General features: G+C 68.4%; 23 protein-coding genes. 7 read left to right on the top strand and 16 right to left on the bottom strand.

The window, feature by feature from the left end:
* Positions 1 to 91 precede the first annotated feature (91 nt).
* The gene (locus tag BCR55_RS19055) at positions 92 to 1,735 is read left to right on the top strand and encodes a DUF3459 domain-containing protein (protein ID WP_065496662.1); all 1,644 of its coding nucleotides are present in this window, start codon (positions 92 to 94) and stop codon (positions 1,733 to 1,735) included.
* Between the two features lie 51 nt (positions 1,736 to 1,786).
* Here the strand turns inward: BCR55_RS19055 and BCR55_RS19050 are convergent, their stop codons facing one another.
* The 5 genes from BCR55_RS19050 to BCR55_RS19030 all read right to left on the bottom strand — a co-directional run bounded on the left by BCR55_RS19050 (position 1,787) and on the right by BCR55_RS19030 (position 6,494).
* The gene (locus tag BCR55_RS19050; protein ID WP_006404154.1) at positions 1,787 to 2,371 is read right to left on the bottom strand and encodes a thiamine phosphate synthase; all 585 of its coding nucleotides are present in this window, start codon (positions 2,369 to 2,371) and stop codon (positions 1,787 to 1,789) included.
* A gap of 22 nt (positions 2,372 to 2,393) precedes the next feature.
* Positions 2,394 to 3,737 (bottom strand): hemolysin family protein, encoded by a 1,344-nt coding sequence (locus BCR55_RS19045; RefSeq protein ID WP_006404153.1) that lies wholly within the window; start codon positions 3,735 to 3,737, stop codon positions 2,394 to 2,396.
* Between the two features lie 78 nt (positions 3,738 to 3,815).
* Entirely contained in the window at positions 3,816 to 4,592 is a 777-nt protein-coding gene (locus tag BCR55_RS19040) for a sensor histidine kinase KdpD (RefSeq protein ID WP_035487922.1), read from the bottom strand.
* Between the two features lie 71 nt (positions 4,593 to 4,663).
* The gene (locus tag BCR55_RS19035; protein ID WP_006410288.1) at positions 4,664 to 5,587 is read right to left on the bottom strand and encodes a DMT family transporter; all 924 of its coding nucleotides are present in this window, start codon (positions 5,585 to 5,587) and stop codon (positions 4,664 to 4,666) included.
* Between the two features lie 49 nt (positions 5,588 to 5,636).
* A complete protein-coding gene (locus BCR55_RS19030; RefSeq protein ID WP_006399423.1) occupies positions 5,637 to 6,494 on the bottom strand; it encodes a LysR substrate-binding domain-containing protein in 858 nt (285 codons plus the stop codon).
* A gap of 110 nt (positions 6,495 to 6,604) precedes the next feature.
* Here BCR55_RS19030 and BCR55_RS19025 point away from each other — a divergent pair, with 110 nt between their 5' ends.
* From BCR55_RS19025 to BCR55_RS19015, 3 genes are all read left to right on the top strand, one after another.
* Positions 6,605 to 6,988, top strand: coding sequence for a tautomerase family protein (locus BCR55_RS19025; protein ID WP_006404148.1), 384 nt, complete (start codon positions 6,605 to 6,607; stop codon positions 6,986 to 6,988).
* Positions 6,989 to 7,109: 121 nt separating this feature from the next.
* Complete coding sequence (locus tag BCR55_RS19020) at positions 7,110 to 8,876, top strand: CHAD domain-containing protein (RefSeq protein WP_065495441.1); 1,767 nt, start codon at positions 7,110 to 7,112, stop codon at positions 8,874 to 8,876.
* A 45-nt stretch (positions 8,877 to 8,921) separates the two neighbouring features.
* Complete coding sequence (locus BCR55_RS19015; protein WP_006404146.1) at positions 8,922 to 9,758, top strand: TOBE domain-containing protein; 837 nt, start codon at positions 8,922 to 8,924, stop codon at positions 9,756 to 9,758.
* 122 nt (positions 9,759 to 9,880) lie between these two features.
* Here BCR55_RS19015 and BCR55_RS19010 read toward each other — a convergent pair whose 3' ends face one another.
* The 4 genes from BCR55_RS19010 to BCR55_RS18995 all read right to left on the bottom strand — a co-directional run bounded on the left by BCR55_RS19010 (position 9,881) and on the right by BCR55_RS18995 (position 12,982).
* Positions 9,881 to 10,582 carry a sulfate/molybdate ABC transporter ATP-binding protein gene (locus tag BCR55_RS19010; RefSeq protein ID WP_006404145.1) on the bottom strand — a complete coding sequence of 234 codons (702 nt, stop codon included), beginning with the start codon at positions 10,580 to 10,582 and terminating at the stop codon, positions 9,881 to 9,883.
* 91 nt (positions 10,583 to 10,673) lie between these two features.
* A complete protein-coding gene (gene modB / locus BCR55_RS19005; RefSeq protein WP_006399428.1) occupies positions 10,674 to 11,351 on the bottom strand; it encodes a molybdate ABC transporter permease subunit in 678 nt (225 codons plus the stop codon).
* Positions 11,352 to 11,361: 10 nt separating this feature from the next.
* A complete protein-coding gene (modA, locus tag BCR55_RS19000) occupies positions 11,362 to 12,162 on the bottom strand; it encodes a molybdate ABC transporter substrate-binding protein (protein WP_065495439.1) in 801 nt (266 codons plus the stop codon).
* 121 nt (positions 12,163 to 12,283) lie between these two features.
* Complete coding sequence (locus BCR55_RS18995) at positions 12,284 to 12,982, bottom strand: phosphatase PAP2 family protein (RefSeq protein ID WP_006408775.1); 699 nt, start codon at positions 12,980 to 12,982, stop codon at positions 12,284 to 12,286.
* A 247-nt stretch (positions 12,983 to 13,229) separates the two neighbouring features.
* On the opposite strand from BCR55_RS18995, the gene BCR55_RS18990 reads away from it, so the two are divergent.
* Together BCR55_RS18990 and BCR55_RS18985 are read left to right on the top strand one after the other, a co-directional pair.
* The gene (locus BCR55_RS18990) at positions 13,230 to 14,339 is read left to right on the top strand and encodes a PHB depolymerase family esterase (RefSeq protein ID WP_065495437.1); all 1,110 of its coding nucleotides are present in this window, start codon (positions 13,230 to 13,232) and stop codon (positions 14,337 to 14,339) included.
* A gap of 72 nt (positions 14,340 to 14,411) precedes the next feature.
* Positions 14,412 to 14,588 (top strand): DUF3563 family protein, encoded by a 177-nt coding sequence (locus BCR55_RS18985; protein WP_006399432.1) that lies wholly within the window; start codon positions 14,412 to 14,414, stop codon positions 14,586 to 14,588.
* Between the two features lie 104 nt (positions 14,589 to 14,692).
* Here the strand turns inward: BCR55_RS18985 and BCR55_RS18980 are convergent, their stop codons facing one another.
* From BCR55_RS18980 to BCR55_RS18960, 5 genes are all read right to left on the bottom strand, one after another.
* Positions 14,693 to 15,112 carry an organic hydroperoxide resistance protein gene (locus BCR55_RS18980; RefSeq protein WP_006399433.1) on the bottom strand — a complete coding sequence of 140 codons (420 nt, stop codon included), beginning with the start codon at positions 15,110 to 15,112 and terminating at the stop codon, positions 14,693 to 14,695.
* A 151-nt stretch (positions 15,113 to 15,263) separates the two neighbouring features.
* Positions 15,264 to 15,716, bottom strand: coding sequence for a MarR family winged helix-turn-helix transcriptional regulator (locus tag BCR55_RS18975; protein ID WP_006408772.1), 453 nt, complete (start codon positions 15,714 to 15,716; stop codon positions 15,264 to 15,266).
* A 210-nt stretch (positions 15,717 to 15,926) separates the two neighbouring features.
* Positions 15,927 to 16,733 carry a BPSS1780 family membrane protein gene (locus BCR55_RS18970; protein WP_006404140.1) on the bottom strand — a complete coding sequence of 269 codons (807 nt, stop codon included), beginning with the start codon at positions 16,731 to 16,733 and terminating at the stop codon, positions 15,927 to 15,929.
* Complete coding sequence (locus BCR55_RS18965) at positions 16,724 to 17,722, bottom strand: homoserine kinase (RefSeq protein WP_065495435.1); 999 nt, start codon at positions 17,720 to 17,722, stop codon at positions 16,724 to 16,726. Before BCR55_RS18965 ends, BCR55_RS18970 begins: the two co-directional genes overlap by 10 nt.
* A 105-nt stretch (positions 17,723 to 17,827) precedes the next feature.
* Positions 17,828 to 18,223: a hypothetical protein gene (locus BCR55_RS18960; protein WP_065495433.1), complete on the bottom strand. Its 396-nt coding sequence runs from the start codon at positions 18,221 to 18,223 to the stop codon at positions 17,828 to 17,830.
* Positions 18,224 to 18,352: 129 nt separating this feature from the next.
* On the opposite strand from BCR55_RS18960, the gene BCR55_RS18955 reads away from it, so the two are divergent.
* Entirely contained in the window at positions 18,353 to 19,879 is a 1,527-nt protein-coding gene (locus BCR55_RS18955) for an AMP nucleosidase (RefSeq protein WP_006399438.1), read from the top strand.
* 69 nt (positions 19,880 to 19,948) lie between these two features.
* Here the strand turns inward: BCR55_RS18955 and BCR55_RS33530 are convergent, their stop codons facing one another.
* The gene (locus tag BCR55_RS33530; RefSeq protein ID WP_012217448.1) at positions 19,949 to 21,055 is read right to left on the bottom strand and encodes a tyrosine-type recombinase/integrase; all 1,107 of its coding nucleotides are present in this window, start codon (positions 21,053 to 21,055) and stop codon (positions 19,949 to 19,951) included.
* Complete coding sequence (locus BCR55_RS31210) at positions 21,052 to 21,363, bottom strand: DUF4224 domain-containing protein (RefSeq protein WP_080512328.1); 312 nt, start codon at positions 21,361 to 21,363, stop codon at positions 21,052 to 21,054. The genes BCR55_RS33530 and BCR55_RS31210 overlap by 4 nt, the downstream gene beginning before the upstream one ends.
* Positions 21,364 to 21,369: the final 6 nt, after the last annotated feature.

Here is a 21,369-nt window from a genome sequence, read left to right as displayed (position 1 = left end):
TCTTCCCTCCGGCCCGGCCGTCGCATGCCGGGCCTCGTTGCGCCGCGCCGACGGCGCCGTCCTGCCGCTCGGCATGCGCGAGGAGCGCACGATGTCCGATTGTCCGCACGATCCGTATGCGCAGCATTACAGCTACTGCCTGCCGTTCGGCGCGCAACCTTGCGGTGTCGGCTGTACCGCGCCGCGCACGCACTTTCGCGTCTGGGCGCCGGGCAGCACGCAGGTCGATCTCGAACTCGATACCGGCAGCGGCCCTACCGCGATCCCGATGAACGCGGCCGGCCGCGGCTGGTTCGAGATTTTCGCCGCCTGCGGCGCCGGCGCGCGCTATCGCTATCGGCTCGACGGGCGATTGCCGATTCCCGATCCCGCGTCGCGTTCGCAACCGGACGGGCTCAACGGCCCGAGCGAGGTGGTCGATCCGCGTGCATTCACGTGGCGCAATGCGTTCTGGCACGGGCGCGCATGGGAGGACATCGCGCTGTACGCGATCCGTCCGCACGCCGTGGGCGGCTTCGACGGCGTGCGACGTCGTCTGCCGGCGCTCGCGCGTCTCGGCGTGACGGCGCTGGAGCTGCTCGCGTCACCGCACGACAGCCTGCCGTTCGCGCCGCTCGCGGCCGAAGGCGGCCCCGACGCGCTGAAGGCGCTGATCGATGCGGCCCACGGTTTCGGGCTCGCGGTGCTATTGGAGCTCGACTATGCGCGCTTCGGCAGCGGCACCGACGCACTGCGCCATTACGCGGCGCCGTTCTTCCATCGGCGCGACGATCCGCGCGAGGCGCCGCCGCTCGCGCTCGATCATCCGGACGTCTGCGACTTCTTCTGCGACAACGCCCTGTACTGGATCCACGAATATCGCTGCGACGGATTGCGGCTGCGCGATGCGGACCGGATCGGCACGTCGTGGCTGTGCGAGATCGCCGACCGCGTGCGCGCCGCCGTGCCTGCCGACCGGCTGATCCATCTCGTGCTCGGCAGCGAGCGGCATCCGGTGCACCTCGCGGACACGCATTTCGATGCGCAGTGGAACAGTTGCGGCGAACGTGCGCTGCATCGCCTGACGGGCGGCGACGTGCCGCATCACGAAGGCATCTCGACGCATCAGTCGATCCATACGCTCGCGCGCGCGCTGACGGCGGCGGGCGCGGCGTTCCAGCCGCGTCCGTCCGGCGAGGCGATGGCGGGCGACGGATTGTCGCTGACGTCGCTCGTGCTGTCGGACGGCGCATGGCGGCACGGCGAATCGGAGCGCGCGGCGGGGCTGGCCGCGCTCGGGCTGTCGCTGCTGACGCCGCAGATCCCGCTGATCTTCGACGAAACCGCGCGCGACGCGGAGCGCGCGCATTTCGTGCAGTCCGCGCTCGCGGTGCGCGCGAAGCTGATCGCGCCGCGGCTCTCGGACTGCCGGCCGCAGTTCGCGCGTGCGCTGCGCTCGCGCAGTAGCGGCGATGCGGACGCGCTGCTCGCCTCGTGGCGGCTCGCGGACGACGAGACGCTGAGCCTCGCGCTGAACCTGTCGCCCGATCCGGTGCCGTTCGACGCGCCGGCCGGGCAGGTCGTGTTCGAGACGCCGCCCCGTGCGCGCGACCGGATCGACGAAGGCGAGCTGCCGCCGTATTCGCTCGTCGCATGGCTGACCGGCGACGTGAACCGCTACGCGCTGACGCACGATGCGAGACGCATCGACTTCGGCATGACGGTGCGTGCGCCGCGTGCCGGCCTGAATGCGTGAGCCGATGATAGGACGTCGAACGGGCGGCCCTTGTGCGGGGCCGTGTATTGCTTACCAGAAGCCGCGAATACCCGCGATTCCGTATGCATGATGGCGGCGCGCTTCGTCGAGATGCGCGTGCGTCATGCCGCCGAGCGCGTAGACCGGCATCGCGGCGTGAGCGGCCCACGCGCCGAACTGCGCCCAGCCGAGCGTCGGTGCGCCCGGATGGCTGAGCGTCGGCAATACCGGCGACAGCGTGACGAAGTCGGCGCCCGCGCGTGCGGCGAGCCGCAGATCGCCTGCGTCATGACAGGCGGCGGATAGCAGCCGCTCGGCCGGCAGCGGCCGCTGCTGCGTCGCACGCAGCGTCGCGCCGTCGAGATGCCAGCCGGCGCGTTCGAACTGCAGCACGCCCTGCGCGTCGATCGGCCCATTCAGCATCAGCTGCGCGCCGGCGGCCTCGCAGCGCGCGAGCGCGTCGGCCGCGAGCCGCGCGAACGTCGCCGCGTCGAACGACTTCACACGCAGTTGCACGAGCGTGTCGCCGCGCGCGAGCACGGCGGACAGCCGATCGAGAAATGCGTCGCAATCGGCCGCCGACGCGGAAGCCGGCTCCGGCGTGATGACGTAGCGGCGCGGCAGCGCGGGCTTCATCGCGCGCGGCGCTGCGAGGCCGTCATTCGTCGGCCTCCTTCGCGACCTTCGGATACACGCGCACGAGCACGATGCGCGGCCCGTTCATCTTCTTCACGACGACGTCGAAGCGGTCGAACGACACGCGCTGCCCTTCCGACGGCAGATCGTTCAGCGCCTGGATCACGAGACCGCCGACCGACTCCGCGCGCCCTTCGTCGATGTCGATGCCGAGCGCCTGCTCGAGCGACACGACGGGCAGGCTGCCTTTGCCCATCAGCGTGCCGTCGTCGAGGCGCGTCCAGTCCGCATCGCCCTGACGGAACTCGTCGTGGATTTGCCCGACGAGCGCGCCGAGCAGGTTGTCGAGCGTCAGAAAGCCGATCGGCTTCTCGCCCTTGTTGCCGACCAGCGCGAAGTGCGGTGCGCCCCTGCGGAAGCGGCGGAACAGATCGAGCGCGGGCATGTCGGGCTGCACGTACTGAACCGGCCGCACATAGTCGGACAGATCGTCGAGCGCCGCGCCCGCGTGCCGCGCGAGCAGCAGGTCCTTCAGATGGATCAGCCCCGACACGCGTTCGCGCGACGCGTCGGTGAACAGCGGATAGCGGCTGAAGCGGTGCCGCGCGACGATCTCCATGTTGTCGGGCAGCGGCAGATCGCGGCGCAGGCCGATCATCTCGTGGGCGGGCCGCATCAGGTCGGACACCGTCATCGACGAGAAATCGAGCGAGTGCGCGAGCGTATTCCACTCGTCGTTGCTGTACGCGCCGCGCCCGGGTTGCGCGGTATTGCCGGCCGTGCTGCGGCGGCTGCGCAGGATCAGCTTCAGCTCGTCGGTCGAGTAGTGCGCATCGCCGCCGTGATCGGCCGACAGGCCGGCCAGTCGCAGCACCGCGTTCGCGCTGGTGTTGAGCAGCCAGATCGCCGGATACATCGCCCAGTAGAACGCGTAGAGCGGCAGCGCGACCCACAGTCCGACCTTTTCGGCCTGGCGGATCGCCATCGACTTCGGCGCGAGTTCGCCGACGACGATATGCAGGAACGAGATCAGCGAGAACGCGAACACGAGCGAGATCAGGTGCACGACGCGCTCGGAATGTACGCCGAGCACGTCGAGCAGCGGACCGATGAGCTGCGCGAACGCCGGTTCGCCGATCCAGCCGAGGCCGAGCGAGGCGAGCGTGATGCCGAGCTGGCAGGCGGACAGATACGCATCGAGGCGGCCGTGCACGACGCCCAGGATGCGGCCGCGCAGGCCGTGCTTGCGCGCCAGCGTCTTGACGCGCGTCGCGCGGAGTTTGACGAGGCCGAATTCGGCCGCGACGAAAAAGCCGTTGAGGGCTACCAGGAACAACGCGCCGATCAGCGCGAAGATCTGTAACAAGGAATCGCTCCGGTTGTGTCAGGCCCGTCAGTATAGAGCCTGAAAGGCAAGCGTAATGTGTCGGGCGCGCCGCTTCGCTCAGGCCGGCGTGCCGGCGCGCAGGCCGAGCGTGATCGCGACGGTCGCGCCGTCGACGAACGGATCGTGCGCGAACGTGCCGTCGTGCGCGAGCGCGACGCGCTGACAGATCGCGAGCGTCCACGCGACGCGCTTCGCATCGCGCTCGCGCAGCATCTCGCGGCGCGCGAACGATTCGAGCATGTGCGGCAGCGCCGGATCGACGAGTGCGGCCGCGTCGACGCTGCCGAGCACGCGCACGACGTAGTGCGCGCCTTCGCGCGTGCACGCGAACGTCACGCGGCTGCCGGCCGCGCTCGCTTCGACGGCGACCGTCAGCATCGTCCAGAGCGCCTGCGCGATGCGTTCGCGATCGGCGCACAGCGACGGCGCGTCGTCTGGCAGCGTCGCGTCGATCGTCACGCCGCGCGCATCGGCGAGCGCGAAGCGAACGAGCGCGAGCGTATCGTCGAGCAGCGGCCGCAGCGCGAACGTTTGCGGTGAAACGGCGAGCGTGCGCGTTTCCGCGCGCGGCGCATCGAGCACGTCGTCGATCAGCTTCACCTGCTGATCGATGCCGGTGCGGATGCCGGCGAGTGCGCGCTGCAGATTCGGATCGGCATTCGCGAGCTGGCGCTCGAGCACGTATCCCCAGCTGTGCATCGCGTTGAGCGGGCTGCGCAGATCGTGCGACGCGGTGGACAACGCCTGGTCGCGCAGGAACAGCGCGGCCTGCGCGGCGTAGTGCGCTGCGCGTTCGCGCAGCAGGTCGGCAACGGGATCGACTGAAACGGACATGAACGGGGCAGACCTGTCGGAAGCGGTGAGCGGGGACATCCCGCAAAGCGTCATTATAGGGACGGTGTTTTTCATGCCGGCAGCGCGTCTTCGTCCTTTTTGCGCGCATCGCCGTTCGGCAGAAGCTGGCACGCGAGCAGCCCGGCGAGCATCAGCGCGCAGCCGACGAGCGCGCGCAGCGTCAGCGTTTCGCCGAGCGCGGCCCAGCCGGCGACGGCCGCGAACACGCCTTCCATGCTGAAGATCACCGCCGCGTGCGCGGGCGCCGCGTCGCGCTGCGCGACGACCTGCAGCGTGTAGCCGACGCCGACCGACAGCAGCCCGCCGTAGAGCACCGTCGGCAGCGCGCCGCGCAGCATCGCGACGCTGACGGGCTCGACCGCGAGGCCGACCGCGAGGCACAGCGCGCCGCACACGACGAACTGGAGGAAGGCGAGCACGAGCGGATCGTGCCGCTTCGCGAGATGGCCGACGGCCATCACGTGCGCGGCGATGATCACCGCGCCGGCGAGCTGGAACCAGTCGCCGTACAGCACCGAGAAATGTTCGTCGATGCTGAGGAAATACAGGCCGATCGCGGCGAGCAACGCACCGAACCACGTGCCGACGCCGATCCGGTGCCGCGCGAACACGCCCATCAGCGGGACGATCACGACGTACAGCGAACTGATGAAGCCGGCATTGGCGATCCGCGTGTACTGCAGCCCGATCTGCTGCAGCGAGATCGATACCGCGAGCAGCGCGCCGAGCGCGACGCCCGGCAGCAGCAACGCCGGGTCGCGCCGGATCGCCGCGAGCTGCGCGCGCGAGGCCGCATTGAAGTTCAGCAGCGGGACGAGCACCAGCGCGCCGAGCAGGAAGCGCAGCCCGGTGAACAGGAACGGCCCGATCACGTCGAGGCTCAGCCGCTGCGCGACAAATGCCGAGCCCCAGATCGCGGCGGCGGCGAGCATCAGCAGGTTGGCGCGGAGGTGCTGGCGGGTTTCGGGCTTCATGGGATCGGGTTTGGGGTCGGGACGCCCGCAACGGGCGGAACCCGCTAGTTTACGCCGGGATTGCAAGACTGTCGGCGAAGCGGCGCAGCGCGGCCGCCGTGCGCGGGTCGCGCACGCGCGAATACAGCACGACCTGCGAGCGCGGCAGCGGCGGCAGCCCGAACTTCGCGCCGACGTCGACGAGCGTGCGCGGTGCGACGCGGCGCGCGAGCGGACACACCGCGAGACCGGCCGCCGCGGCCGCCGCGACGGCGGCGACGCCGCCGCCCGTGAAGCGTTCGCGCCACGGCAGCCCGGCCTGATCGAGCGCGCGCAGCGCGGCGGCGCGCACGCCGCACGGGCCGGCCAGCACCGCGAGCGGCAGCGGCTCGTCGGCGCGCGGCGCCCAGTCGGGCGCGGCGAGCCAGGCGAGCGGTTCGGTGAAGAGCGGCACGCCGTCGTCGCGCGGCGGGTCCTCGCCCGGTTCGTGACGCACGATCGCCGCGTCGAAGCGGCGTTCGTCGTACTGCGCGAGCAGGTTCGACGACGAGCCGAGATGCATTTCGAGCGACAGCCCCGGATCCTGCCGGTGCAGGCTCGTCAGTACGGCCGGCAGGTCGGGCACCGCGACGTGCTCGCTGACGCCGAGCGACAGCCGCCGCGTGCCCGCCGCAATCGCGCCGAGCGCGCGATCGTGCGCGTCGAGCAACGCGCGCGCGGCCGGCAGGAAGGTTTCGCCGTCGACCGCGAGCTTCACGACGCGCGGCGTGCGCGCGAGCAACGACTTGCCGAGATGCGCTTCGAGCCGCTTCAGTTTCAGGCTGACGGCCGATTGCGTGATGCCGAGCGCGTCGGCGGCGCGCGTGAAGCTCGCGAGATCGGCGACCAGCACGAACGCGCGCACCGCATCGAGGTCGAGGACTTTCATTTCAGATGCAAATGGATGAAATATTCATCGATGACTGTTCATTATAGTTCGGCGGTTCTAACCTGACGTCGCGTTTCCCGTTCTTCAACGTCACCGACAGGAGCAGGACCATGCCATTCACCCGTATTGCCGTGCGCGAAGGCAAACCGGCCGCGTATCGCGCGGCGCTCGTCGACGGCGTGCATCGCGCGCTGATGCACACGTTCAACGTGCCCGAGGACGACATCTTCATGGTCGTCACCGAGCATGCGGCCGAGAACTTCGTGTTCGGCCGCCACTACTACGACATCGAACGCAGCGACGATCTGGTGATGATCCAGATCACCGCGAACAACACGCGCACGCTCGAGCAGAAGCGGGCGCTCTACCGGACGATCGCCGAGAACCTCGCGGCGCAGCCGGGCGTGCGGCCGCAGGACGTCTTCGTCAGCCTCGTCGAAGTGCTGAAGGAGGACTGGTCGTTCGGCAACGGCATCGCGCAGTACGCCGTTTGACCCGCAGCATGCGCGACGGCCGCCGGATGCCGCTCGGCGTGACGGCCGTGTACCATGGACGCTTCACCGGACGCGCCGGCGTCGAACCTGCGCCGGCGCGGCATGCTTTGCGGGAGCTTCCATGTCGCGTGTGCTGGAAATCGCGTTGTGCCTGTCGCTCGAAGGATGGCCGATGGCCGCGTCGAACCGCGCGCGCGGCGCGCCGCGCGACTTCGGCGCGGAACTCGTGCGCGCATGGCGGATTTGTCCGCAGGTGCGGATGCGGCGCGGGCACGAGCGCGTGACGATCGAGCCGTGCCGCGTCGTCGAGGCCGAGCCGAGCGCCGGCGCGAGCTGGTGGACCTGGGTCGAATCGAATGCGCAGGGCACGCGCGTCGTCGCCGCGCGCACGCAGGCGTTCGCGCCGGGCGTCACGCAGCGCGAACTGTTCGATGCCGAACATGCGGGCATCGCCGTGTCCGCATGCGGCGACGGTTCGGCATCGCCCGACGACGCAGCTGCCGAACCGGCGCCCGATCCGCAGCCGAACGCCGCCGCCAAAGCGCAACGCCGATCGGTCGCGAAGGCGCGCAACGCCGCGTGCACGACGTCGGCCGCACGAACCGAAACACAGGTGCAAGGCAAGGGCGCATCGGCTGCGGCCGCAACGACCGGCGACGGCGCGCGCGCCGCGCCGAACGCCGACGGGCCTGCCGGCATGCGGCCCGACACGCACGGCGTGACGCTCGTCAGCGAACGGCGGCGCGGGCGCTGGGCCGACGACAGCGGCGTCGTCGTCGAGATGACGCTCGACGACATCGCCGTGCACGACAGCGATGCGCGGCCGCGCCGCTATGTCGAACTGCGGCTCGCGGCGCCCGACTGGGACACGCCGGAAGCCCGCACGGCCGCACTGCGCGCGCTGTTTGCTGCCGCGCGCGAGCTGAGCGGCGCATGGCCGGCCTTCGTGCAGCTGACGAGCGTGATCGACCGCGCGTGCGCGGGGGAGCTCGGCGCCGCGGTGCCGATCAAGGCGCGGCTCGTCGAACTGACCGGCATCCGCTCGCAGCGCGCCGCGCTGTTCGCGCTGTCCGGCGACATCGCCGCGCAATGGCTCGGCAACGAAGGCGGCGTGCTCGATCGCGACGATCCCGAATTCGTGCACCAGATGCGCGTCGCGCTGCGGCGGCTGCGTACGCTGATGCGGTTCTTTCCGCACTTCGCGGATCGGCACTGGAAGGACACGTTCGGCGTCGACTTGCGCTGGCTCGCCGGTCTGCTCGGCACGGTGCGCGACTGGGACGTGTTCGCGACCGAAACCTTGCCCGCGCTGATCGCGGCCGACGGCGGCAGCGCCGACTGGAGCGGCACGCTCGACGTCGCACGTGCGCAGAGCGCGACGGCGCGTGTCGAGCTGCGGCAGGCGCTGCATTCGGCGCGCTACGCGCGGCTGACGCTCGGCTGGCTCGAATGGCTTAGCACGCTCGCGTTTCCGTCGGCGGCCGACGACGAGATGACGCCGCTGCCCCGTCATGCGGCCAAGCGCGTACGGCAGCTGTTCGGTCATCTGTACGCGGTGCCGTCGCTGGCGTCGCTCGACACGGCCGCGCGGCATCGCGTGCGGATCGACGCGAAGCGGCTGCGCTACGCGCTCGAGTTCTTCGCGTCGCTCGCGTCGCGGCGCACGCGCGGCGAGACCGCGAAGACGCTCGCGCGCGTGCAGAGCGTGCTCGGCGAAGCGAACGATACGATCGTTGCGCTCCATCATCTCGAGCAGCTCGCCGCACCGCCATACCAGATCGGTTTCGTGCGCGGCTACGGCGCGGCGCTCGAACGGCGTGCCGCACACGATGCGGAGGCGCTGCTCGCGAGCCTGCGTCCGCCGAAGCTGCGCGGCAAATCGGCGTGAGCGCGCGCCGACTATAATGGCCGCCCGTTTTTCCGGTACCGATCGATGAGCGACGCCCCGTCTTCTCCGTCTTCCGCCGAACCGCTCGCGCTGGGCGGCGAACTGTGGCTGCGCGCGGGCGAGCAGACGCTCGGCGGCGCGACGCGCATCGCGCTGCTCGCGGCGATCGGCGACACGGGATCGATCACGCGCGCGGCGAAGGCCGTCGGCTTGAGCTACAAGGCCGCGTGGGACGCGGTCGACACGATGAACAACCTCGCGGGCGAGCCGCTCGTCGTGCGCTCGACCGGCGGCAAGGGCGGCGGCGGCACGACGCTCACGCCGCGCGCGACGTCGCTGATCGCCGCCTTCCGCACGATCGAGCGCGAGCATCGCCGCTTCATTGCGGCCGCCAGCGCGGCCGTGGCAGGCTTCGACGTCGACTGGGCGCTGCTCGGCCGGATCGGGATGAAGACCAGCGCGCGCAATCAGTGGGTCGGGGAGGTGGAGTCGATCGTGCGCGGCACCGTCAACGACGAAGTGACGCTGATGCTGCCCGGCGGCCAGGCGATCGTCGCGGTGCTCACGCACGACGGCGCGCGCACGCTCGGGCTGCACACCGGTGCGCACGCCTGCGCGCTCGTCAACGCATCATCGGTCGTGCTCGCGGCCGATGACGGCGGCCCGGCGCCGAAGGTGTCCGCGCGCAACCGGCTGCGCGGAACGGTCGAGTCGGTCGATGGCGGGGCGGTCAACAGCGAAGTGACGCTCGCGCTCGACGGCGGCGGCACGCTGACGGCCGTCGTCACGAACGACAGCGTCGACGCGCTGCAGCTGGTCGCGGGCCGCCGCGCGTTCGCGCTGTTCAAGGCATCGAGCGTGCTGCTCGCGATGACGGAATAGCGCCGCGGCACGGTCGCGATGCGCATGCGGTCGCGCCGCATGCACATCGTTTCCGCTTCGCTTTCTTCGATACCGCTTTCTCGCGGCTTCTCTCAGGTCGTACGGCTATCGTGCGCGCCCGCTCAGATTACGCGGGTCGGCCATCCGGGATGCGGCGCGGCCGGCTGGACGCGTCCGTCGTTCAGTTGCACGACCTGGTCGCCGAAGGCGGCGACGTCGTCCGGGTCGTGCGAAATCAGCACCATCGGAATGTCGAGCCGCGCCTGCAGTTCGGCCAGCTCGTGACGCATGCGCTGACGCATCGCGCCGTCGAGCGCCGCGAACGGCTCGTCGAGCAGCAGGATGCGCGGCTGCGCGACGAGCGCGCGCGCAAGCGCGACGCGTTGCTTCTGTCCGCCGGACAACTGCGATGGATACTGCGCGGCCAGCGGTTCGAGATCGAACGCGCGCAGCCAGTACGCGACCTCGGGCGGCAGCGCGTTCGCGCGCGGGTTGCGCAGGCCGGCCGTGAGTCCGAACGCGATGTTCTGGCGCACGTTCAGGTGCGGGAACAGCGCATAGTCCTGAAACAGATAGGCGACGCGGCGCGCGCGCGTCGGTACGTCGATGCGGCGCGCCGCATCGAACAGCGGCTCGCCGTGCAGCGCGATCGTGCCTTCGTCGGGCGCGAGCAACCCGGCGATCGCCTGCAGCGTCATGCTCTTGCCCGCGCCGGACGGCCCGAACAGCACGACGCGCTGCGTCGTCGCGGTAAACGACACGTCGAGCGTGAAGCGGCGCTCCGCGGTCGCGTACATCTTGCGAATGTCGACGACGAGACTCATCTGCCGCTCCTGCGAGGCCGTTGCGCCGCGCTGCGGCGTGCGCGGTGCCTTGCATGCGCCGCGGTCGTCCGACAGGTGTGCACGACGTCGGTCATGTCGGCTGACTCCTTCTCGCCCGCGACGGCACGAGCCACCCGGTCGCGAGCAGCACGAGCACGCAGGTAATCGACGTGACGAGCACGAGGAAGTTGGCCGTGCTGTCGTCGCCGGCCTGCACGGCCGCGTAGATCGCGACGGACAGCGTCTGCGTGCGCCCCGGCAGATTGCCGGCGATCATCAGCGTCGCGCCGAATTCGCCGAGCGCGCGTGCGAACGCGAGCAGCGCGCCCGCGAGAATGCCGCGCGCGGCGAGCGGTAGCGTCACGCGAAAGAACACGGCCGCTTCGCCGAGCCCGAGCGTGCGCGCCGCGCGTTCGAGATGCGGATCGACGCCCTCGAACGCCGCGCGCGCCGATTTCAGGATCAGCGGAAACGCGACGACCATCGACGCGATCACGGCGCCCTGCCACGTGAACACGAGCTCGATGCCGAGCCGGTCGAGCCATGCGCCGAACACGCCACGCCGCCCGAGCAGCACGAGCAGGTAGTAGCCGAGCACCGTCGGCGGCAGCACGAGCGGCAGCGTCAGCAGCGAATCGACGACGTCGCGCAGCGGCGAGCGCCAGCGCGCGAGCGCGAACGCGGCCGCGACGCCGAGCACGACGTCGAGCGCGGTCGCCCAGCCGGCCACCTTCAGTGACAGCAGCAGCGGAATCCAGGCGTCCTGCATCGCTCGACGCTCACTTGCCGGCCGTCGGCTTGAAGCCGAACTTCGCGAGCACGGCCTGGCCCTGCGGCGACGCGACGAAGTCGACGAACGACTGCGCCTGCGCCGCGTGGCGGCTGTCCTTGACGATCGCGATCGGATACGTGATCGCGGTCTGCGTCGGCACCGTCAGCGCGACTTTCACGCGGCCCGGCATGATGGCCGCATCGGTGCCGAACACGAAGCCCGCGTCGACCTCGCCGCGCGCGACGTAGTCGAGGCTTTGCCGCACGTTCGCGGCCAGCACGCCTTTCGCGCTGACGGCGTCCCACACGCCGGCCGCGCGCAGCGCACCTTCGGTGTAGCGGCCGACCGGCACCGACGCCGGATCGCCGTACGCGATGCGCTTCACGCCGGGCGCGGTCAGGTCGCGCAGCGACGCCGGCGGCGCCGCGTGGCTGTCCGCCGGTACGATCAGCACGAGCGAGTTCGCCGCAAAGTCGCGGCGCGTGCCCGGCACGATCACCTTTTCGTCGGCCGCGCGGTCCATCGCCTTCTGATCGGCCGAGGCAAACACGTCGGCCGGTGCGCCCTTCGCGATCTGCAGCATCAGCACGTCGGAGGCGCCGAAGTTGAACAGCACCTTCGTGCCCGGATGCTGCTGCTCGTACGCATCGCCGACGGCCTTGAACGCGTTCGTCAGGCTGGCGGCGGCTGAGACGACGAGCTCGTCGGCGGCCGACGCAGGCGCGCTGAACGCGATCCCCGCGCCAAGCGCGGCGATCGGCAGCAGACGGAGCAGGGTGCGGCGAAGCGGACGGACGGAGGAGCGCATGGCGATTCGTTCGAGTGGTGAAAACCGTAATCGTAATATAGGGCGGGTTATAACGCTTGGCATATCGCACATGCGACGGCAGGCATGATCGGGTTCGGCCGGGAAACGGGGCGCGGCGTGCTTAGGTGTGCAGCGTCTGCTGGACCGATTCGGTGCGCTGCAGCGACGACGGCTGCGATGCCGGATGGTAGTTCGGGTTCGCCTTCCAGCGCGCGCGGACGAACGGGCGCTCGTGCCCGGACAGATGCAGCGCGACCTGCGTGACCCAGCGGTGCGACGGCACGGTGATGCCGTGCAGCGCGACGGTGACGAGCGCGAGGCTCGCGACGACGGCCGGCACCGACCAGCGGTGCGGCACCGCACGCCACGATGCGGCGATGAAGACGAGCGCCGCAGCGGCGCCGACGATGCAGCCGGTGACCGATTCGGACGGCGAATGCGCGTCGAGCGCGACACGCGACACGCCGACCGCGACGCCCGCCGCGAGCCCGAGCGCGATGCCGGCCACGCGCACCGGCGTGCGGGCGCGAATCAGCGCGAGGAAGATGGCGACCGGATAGACGGCCGTCGACAGCATCGCGTGTCCGCTGAATCCGGTGAAATCCCAGGCGCGCACGCCGATGCCCCAGCCGAGGAACGCGATCTTGGTCAGCGCGACCACGCCGATCGCGGTCGCGAGCACCGCGAGCCAGCCGGCGGCGCGCTGCCACGAATAGCCGAGCACGAGCCAGATCGCGATCGTGATCGCGAGCGGCAGCGTGAGTCCCGCGCCACCGAACGCGGTAATCGTGATCCACAGACGGGGCGGGAGGTCGAACATCGGAAGGGGCACGAACGGAAACGGGACGAATGCTCAAATCAACGCGCGAGCCGGGAAGAACGACTACAACGGATACAAGCGGCGAACCACGAGTATAGCGCCGCGCGTGCGCGGGGCCCGCTCCGTACGCGACGGGGAACCATCGGCCAGCAGGAAAGATCCCACGAAGAGTGCTATTGTGCATTGCACAAATACAGACGATACGCCTTGCGAGGCGTCCCCATTTTCCTGACCGCGAGTCCGATCGATGACCAAAAGTCTGACGAAAATGTGGCTGGGGGGCATGAAACGCGTGCTGTCTCCGGCCGCGAAGCGTGCCGCGCGTGATGCCCGTCGGCTCACGCGCGACGTGCTTGACGCCGCCGCGTCCCCGGTTGCATCCGAAGTATCCATGCCGCGCGAATCGCGCGTGCGTCCGCGCGCGGCGGCGTGGGCGGCGGGCGAGTGGACGCGCGGCGAACATCCGATGGCGCCTGCGCTTGGGCGCCTGGTCCAGCAGCTCGCCTACGCGCTTTACGTGCCGCCCGCGCACCGGCGCGAAGCGATGCCGCTCGTCGTGATGCTGCACGGCTGCCAGCAGACCGCCGATGCGTTCGCGCAGGGCACGCGGATGAACCTGCTCGCCGACAAGCACGGCTTTGCGGTGCTATACCCCGAGCAGTCGATGCGCGCGCATTCGCACGGCTGCTGGCACTGGTATGAAGATACCGACCGTGCGGGCCGCGGCGAAGCCGATGCGGTCGCGTCGCTCGTCGACGCGCTCGTCGACGAGCACGGCTTCGATGCGTCACGCGTCTACGTCGCGGGACTGTCGGCCGGCGCCGGGCTCGCGTCGCTGCTGGCGCTGCACCACGCCGACCGGTTCGCGGCGGTCGCGCTGCATTCGGGCCCCGCGCTCGGCGAAGCGAATTCCGGCATCTCGGCGATGGACGTGATGCGGCGCGGGCTGCGCGAGAACCCGGCGGCCGTGGTCGATGCGCTGATCGATGCCGACAGCTATCCCGGAATGCCGGCGCTGATCCTGCAGGGCGACGGCGATCGCGTCGTCGCACCGAAGAACGCAGACGAACTGGCCGTGCAGTTCATGCGCCTGAACGGGCTCGCAGACAGCCGCGGCGCGCTGCGCGGCGGCGAGCGCGTGGAGACGCGACAAGCCGGGGCGCGGATCGTCGACGTGCGGCGCGACGGCGAATCGGTCGTGCGGCTCTGTCATGTGAAGGGGCTCGAACACGCATGGTCGGGCGGCGACGAAGCGGTGCCGTTCCATGCCGCCGTCGGTCCCGATGCGAGCGCGATGGTCTGGTCCTTTTTCGAAACGCATCGGCGCACTGTGGCAACCGAACGACGCACCGACTGATTGACACTGGCATTCGACTAGGGTTTTCCCTATAATCAGGGAAAACCCTAGTCCACGAATGCGAGATCGATTATGTACCTGCTGAGCCACCTCTTCCTGATGCTGACCAAGAACGCCGAGCAAGCCGCGAAGGAGCGTGCCGAGGCGTACCTGTCCGAAGCGACCGACATCTACGACCTGGAATTCCGGATGCGCAAGATCGACCGTGAAGCGGCGATGAACCGTCCGTATTCGTTCGGCGCACGATAAGCATCGAACGCCGAAGCGACGGCCCGCTTCGGTACGACATGGAAGAAGGGCGCGTGCGGCATCGAGCCGCACGCGCCCTTTTTGCATTCGCCGCCGGGCGCGCGTCAGACGACCGTCAGCCGTACCGGCACGTTGTTGCGCGTCGCGTTCGAGTACGGGCAGACCTGGTGCGCTTTTTCGACGAGCGCCTGCGCGTCCGCTTTGTCGATGCCCGGCAGAGACACGCGCAGCTCGATGTCGAGCGCGAAGCCGCCGGCGTCGTTCGGACCGAGCCCGACCTGGGCAGTCACTTGCGTGTCGGCCGGCAGCGTCTGCTTGCTCTGGCCGGCGACAAACTTCATCGCGCTCAGAAAGCAGGCCGAATAGCCGGCGGCGAAGAGCTGTTCGGGATTCGTGCCTTCCGCACCGGTGCCGCCAAGCTCACGCGGCGCGGCGAGCTTGACCTCCAGCTTGTGATCTTCGGACACCGCGCGGCCGTCGCGGCCGCCCGTGCTCGTGGCGCTCGTCTTGTACAAAATGTTCATCGTGCTGCTCCTGTCAGAGAAGGGGAAGCGGTCCGGGTCGACTCGGTCGCCGGCCACGGGGTAAATATAGAACACTAAAAATTAGTGTGCAAATTAATTTGACCGAGCCCGTTGAACGGGAAGCGCGGACTCGCGCCGGCAGCGCTGACGGTCAGCGCTCGTTCGCCGCCGACAGCGCGTCGCGCAATTGCTGCAGATCGCCGCGCAGGCGGATCAGGAATTCAGGCGTCTGCTGCATTGCGCAGAACAGTTCGGCAGGTACCGAGCGCGCCTGCTCTTTCAACGCCCGTCCGGCGGCCGTCACGCGAACGTTCACGATACGCTCGTCCGCCGCGCTGCGCACGCGCTCGACGTAGCCGAGCGCCTCGAGGCGCTTGAGCAGCGGCGTGACGGTCGCCGGATCGAGATCGAGCCGGGCCGCGACGTCCTTCACCGCGAGGTCGTCACGCTCCCACAGCACGAGCATCGCCAGATATTGCGGATAGGTCAGCGACAGCTTGTCGAGCAGCGGCTTGTACGCCTTCGTCATCGCGTGCGACGTCGAGTACAGCGCGAAGCAGAGTTGCTCGTCGAGCGTTTGCGGCAGTGTCGGAAGGCGATCCATGGTGTCGGCGCATCGAAACATGCGCTAAAGATTAGCGTGCGAATTATTCTGCGCGCAAAAGATCGCATTGAACAGCGCCAATGACGGGCTGTCCGGCTCGGGCGATGGACTGCCGAGCGCGGGCGCGGTTGCTGGCAGGCGCCGCCATGCGCGCTGAACGGATGGAAAAGAAGGCGGCCGGCACACGCATGCCGGCCGATTGCGGGGCGGTCAGCGGCCCGAGGTGGTCGCCGCGCCGGGCTCCTGCACGCCGAAACAGCCGCGATACGTGGCGTAGAACGAGCAGTACAGCATCGTCACGATGATGATCGTCACCGGCATCATGATCGTGAGGGCGTAGGCGGCCGCACCGAGCGCCTGCAGCAGCAGCGAGAGCCCGAGCGACGTGCCGAGCGCGACGCCGAACCAGAGCAGGCCGTACACGAGGAATGCGCCGCGATTGCGCCAGCAGCTGACGATGCTGAAGAACAGCGCCTTCGCCGGCGGGATGTCGTGCCATGCGATCAGCACCGGCGCGAACCAGAACAGCATCGCGACGGGCACGTAGAGCAGCGTCGCGAACAGCAGCGCGCCGAGCGTGCCTTGCGCGGCCAGCGCTTCGGGCGCCGGGTTCGCGTCGCCGGTCGCGCCCATCATCAGATGAAACAGCACGCCGCCGTCCATCACCGACGATGCCGCGAACACCAGGATCATCGACACGACGTAGATGACGCCGAGCACCAGCAGCCGCTGCGTCGCGACGCTGCCGTACGAGCGGAAGCCGTCGACGAGAATCGTCGGCATCACCGATTTGCCGGCCACTGTGTCGCGGCACGCGGCCATGAAGCCGACCGCAATGCCCGGAATGAACAGCAGCGGCAGCGCCGCGCCGACGATCGGCACCATCGACACCAGCGTGATCGCGAGCAGATAGGTGAAGAACAGCGTGATGAACGCGAGCGGATTCCGGCGGAACAGCCAGATGCCTTGTCGGAACCAGACATAGCCCGTTTTCGCGGGCACTTCGATCAGTTGCATGCGGTTTGGATCTCGGGAAGCGCCGGCGTATGGGCGATACGCTCGCGCAGAATGCGTTCGAAATGGCCGGGATCGTGCGGCTTCAGCATCTCGGCCGCACGCGGCAGGTAGAAGTCGTACAGACGCGACACCCAGAAGCGGTACGCGCCCGCGCGCAGCATGTCGCTCCAGTGACGGCGCTCCTCGACCGTGAACGGCCGGACCGTCTGGTAGGCGCGCAGCAGCGCGTCGGCGCGCGCGGTGTCGAGCACGCCGGTCGCGAGGTCGACGCACCAGTCGTTGACCGTGACCGCGACGTCGAACAGCCACTTGTCGCAGCCGGCGAAATAGAAGTCGAAGAAGCCGCCGAGCCGCACCGCGTGCCCCGTGTCGGGCGCCGCGTGTGCGAACAGCACGTTGTCGCGGAACAGATCGCAGTGGCACGGGCCGCCCGGCAGTGCCGCGTAGTCTTCAGAGCCGAAGAAGCGCGCCTGATGCGCGAGTTCGCCTTCGAGCAGCGCGCGCTGCGCGTCGGTCACGAACGGCACCATCGCCGGCACGTTCTCCTGCCACCACGGCAGGCTGCGCAGGTTCGGCTGCCGGCGCGGATAGTCGCGCCCCGCCAGATGCATGCGCGCCAGCATCTGGCCGACCTCGATGCAGTGTTCGACCCCCGGCGCGAGTTCGGCCGCACCGTCGAGCTTCGTGACGATCGCGGCCGGCTTGCCGTGCAGCGTGCCGAACAGCGCGCCGTCGTCGCGCGGCACCGGATCGGGGACCGGCACGCCGTGGCCGGCGAGATGGCGCATCAGGTCGAGGTAGAACGGCAACTGCTCCGCCGTCAGCTTTTCGAAGATCGTCAGCACGTACTCGCCGCGCGTCGTCGTCAGGAAGAAGTTGCTGTTCTCGATGCCGGACGGAATGCCGCGGAACGCAACGACGTCGCCCAGTGCGTAGTGGCGCATCCATTGCGCGAGATCGGAGTCGGAAACAGCGGTGAAAACGGCCATGCGAGATGCGTGTGGTCAGTGTGCCGGCGCGCGCAGTGCGCGCGTCGCGACGGGAGTGGAGAGAGGCGGGCGCGCCGTGCCGGGAGCGACGCGGCGCGGCCCCGGTCAGTAGCGCAGGTTGACCGACGGCAGGCGCGTAATCGGCACGCCGGCGTCGTGCGGCTTCGGCGACGTGTCGGGCGTCGAGCTCATCTGATAGCGCGTGCCGAAGTTCGACTTCACGTCGATCTCGACCGGCTTGCCGCGGTCGCGGTACTCGGTGACCTCGGTGCCGTTCTTGCTTTTTTCGTGGAAGCTCGGCGTGCGGCGGATATCGCTGAAATCGACTTTCGACGTGACCTCTGCGGCCGGCCGGTTGATCTGCCGGAGATCGGGCAGGCCGGCGGCTTCGTTGGCTTCGGCCTGCGCCTGCGCGTCCGCGCTTGGCGTGCCGCCGGCGGCGAAAGCGGCGCTGGCGGCGGCAAACGCGGCAGCAGCGGCGACGAGAATGAGCGGCTTCATGATGAGTCTCCAGTGAACCCGCCGATTTTAGCAAATACTGCGCGCCATCCGGCCCCCGCGTGCGCGTGGGCAGCCATGAGCGTGACCGGGTTCCGTGGTAATGTCGTCGGATCAGACGAGGTGATGAAAATGAAGAACGATTTGAGCCGCGGGCACCGGATGCTGACGCCGGAGAGCCCGCCGGTCGAAGCTTTCGACGACCCGATCGCCGCCGTCGCGCGGCTGTCCGCCATCTACGACACCAACACCGGTTTCCTGCGCGACGCGTTCGCGCGCTATCGTCGCCACGAAACGATCGCCGAGCACGTGCGCGCGTGCTATCCGTTCGTGCGGATTCGCACCGACGTGAACACCAATGTCGACTCGCGGCGCTCGTACGGTTTCGTCGCGGGCCCCGGCGTGTTCGAAACAACGGTCACGCGCCCGGATCTTTTCGCGAACTACTATCGCGAGCAGCTGCGTCTGCTGGCGAAGAACCACCACGTGAAGATCGAGATCGGCGTGTCGTCGCAGCCGATTCCGGTTCACTTCGCGTTTCCGGAAGGCATCCATCTCGAAGGCGAACTCGACCGCGACAGCCTGCTCGCGATGCGCGACATCTTCGATACGCCGGACCTCTCGTATCTCGACGACCGGATCGTGAACGGCACGTTCGAGCCGGCGCCCGGCGAGCCGCATCCGCTGGCGCTGTTTACTGCCGCGCGCGTCGATTTCTCGCTGCATCGGCTGCGCCACTACACCGCGACGTCGCCGACGCATTTCCAGAACTACGTGCTCTACACGAACTATCAGTTCTATATCGACGAGTTCGTGAAGCTCGGCCGCACGATGATGACCGAGAGCGACGATCCCGACGTGCGCGCGTATCGCAGCCAGTACAGCGCGTTCGTCGAGCCGGGCGATGTCGTTACGTACAACGCGAACCTCGGCAGCGAGGCGGCCGAAGGCGCCGCACCGCCGCGCCTGCCGCAGATGCCCGCGTATCACCTGAAGCGGGCCGACGGCAGCGGAATCACGATGGTCAACATCGGTGTCGGTCCGTCGAACGCGAAGACGATCACCGACCACATCGCCGTGCTGCGGCCGCATGCATGGGTGATGCTCGGTCACTGCGCGGGGCTGCGCAACACGCAGCGCCTCGGCGACTACGTGCTCGCACACGGTTACGTGCGCGAGGATCACGTGCTCGACGCCGATCTGCCGCTGTGGGTGCCGATTCCGGCGCTCGCCGAAGTGCAGCTCGCGCTCGAGCGCGCGGTGGCGGACGTCACGCAGCTCGAAGGCGCGGAGCTGAAGCGCGTGATGCGCACGGGTACGGTCGCGAGCGTCGACAACCGCAACTGGGAATTGCGCGATCATCGCGAGCCCGTGCAGCGTCTGTCGCAGAGCCGCGCGATCGCGCTCGACATGGAAAGCGCGACGATCGCCGCGAACGGCTTCCGCTTCCGCGTGCCGTACGGGACGCTGCTGTGCGTGTCGGACAAGCCGCTGCACGGCGAGCTGAAACTGCCGGGCATGGCCGATCAGTTCTATCGTGCACAGGTCGATCAGCATCTGCAGATCGGCGTAAGGGCGATGGAGATCCTGCGGACGAACGGGCTCGACAAGCTGCATAGCCGCAAGCTGCGGAGCTTTGCCGAAGTGGCGTTTCAGTAGGAAACCATTGCTGTACAAGGCTCCCCGGCCGGTCCGGGGAGCCGTCTCGTCTAACATGGGCGCCGACGTCTAACTTGCGCGCGTCAACGGAACCGGTTGGACGCGTTCTACCTCGCGTGCCTTCGTGTAGTGTGCCGTCATGCTTTCGGTCGTGTGGCCGGCCAGCGATTGCGCGGCAGCGGCTCCTCGCTGTCGTTTCAGATCGGTCAGCGCCTTCGCCCGCAGATCGTGGAAGTGCATACCGGTCAGATATAGCGGGTTCGGTTCAATACCTTTCTTTGCGCACTCTTTCTCGTACGTCGACCGTGCGCGTTCGCACGCACGTTTCCACGCAGAGTACGCGCCGATGTAGGTGAAGCGCCCGCCAGTGTGTGTGCAGATCACAGGCCCGATTGCGGTGACCTTGCCGCCGCGCGCGCGATCCAGTGTTTCGCGCAGGTCCGGGGTCATTTCGATCAGCAGGCGCACGCCGCTGCTGTTGACCGTTTTGCTCGGATGGAACGAAATCCCTTCATCAGACACGTTTTGCCAATTCAGGGCGAGCAGGTCCCCAATGCGTTGAGCGGTCTGGTATGCCAGATCGACCAGGCAGAGAATTGAGCGTGCGGACGAAGTCTTGTAGTCGGCACCGGCAACGATTGCAGCTCGTACTGCGTCCAACTCGTCGTCCGTTATGTAGCGATCCCGCTTCCTTTCCTTGGCCGCGCCGACTTCGCGCGCGGGATTGCCGTCACAGAGCCCTCTTCGAACTGCGTGCATGAAGATCAGCGACAGCAATGCCTTGTGCTTGTTGCTGCTGCTCGGCTTGTCGTGGAAATGTTTATCCAGGAACCGCGCAACATCGGCTGGCCTGACGTCCTCGATCAGCCATTGGGGACCAAACTCCTTTCGGATGAGTCCGATCATCTTCACGTAGTTGGCACGAGTTTTCGGAGCATAGGCCGGAAGCTTTTTTCGCATCCAGTCATCGATGAGGGCCGGCATCGTGTTGTCGAGCGCTGCCGCGCTATCGGATGCACGTGTGTACTCGGCCAGTGATTCGTACAGGCGGACGATGCCGTCTCGGACGCGGCAGAGTTTGTGCCATTTCCGATTCTTATCGACGAACCACCATGACCCATGTTTCTCGTAGACGCGGGCTGGCAGGAAAGAGGGGCTTCGGCGACGTCCGATCATTTTGTGGTGTCCTTCATGTCAGAGGTTAGCTTTGGGCGTTTCCGGTTGGTTTTCTTTTCATGAGCGGCAAAACCGAGCACGTGGTGACGCCAGACTCTGACGCTGCCGTCAGGTCTGCGGTCGGCCGGGATGCCTGCCAAAGTGAGCGCGCGTAGTTGCCGTGCTGGCTGTCGGTAACCCGTCGCTTCATAGATTTCGTGCGCGCTCAGCGTGAGTGCGGCCGAATGCGCCGGCTCCGGGTGATCTGCGTTGTCCACGCCATGCGAGGGGATAGGGCGCAGAACAACTCGTGGACACGTGGTTTGCATCGCGAT

Source organism: Burkholderia sp. CCA53, from assembly GCF_001685525.1.
GTDB lineage: Bacteria > Pseudomonadota > Gammaproteobacteria > Burkholderiales > Burkholderiaceae > Burkholderia > Burkholderia multivorans.
The sequence above is the reverse complement of the archived record's forward strand: the minus strand, read 5'-3'. Positions and strand labels throughout refer to the sequence as shown.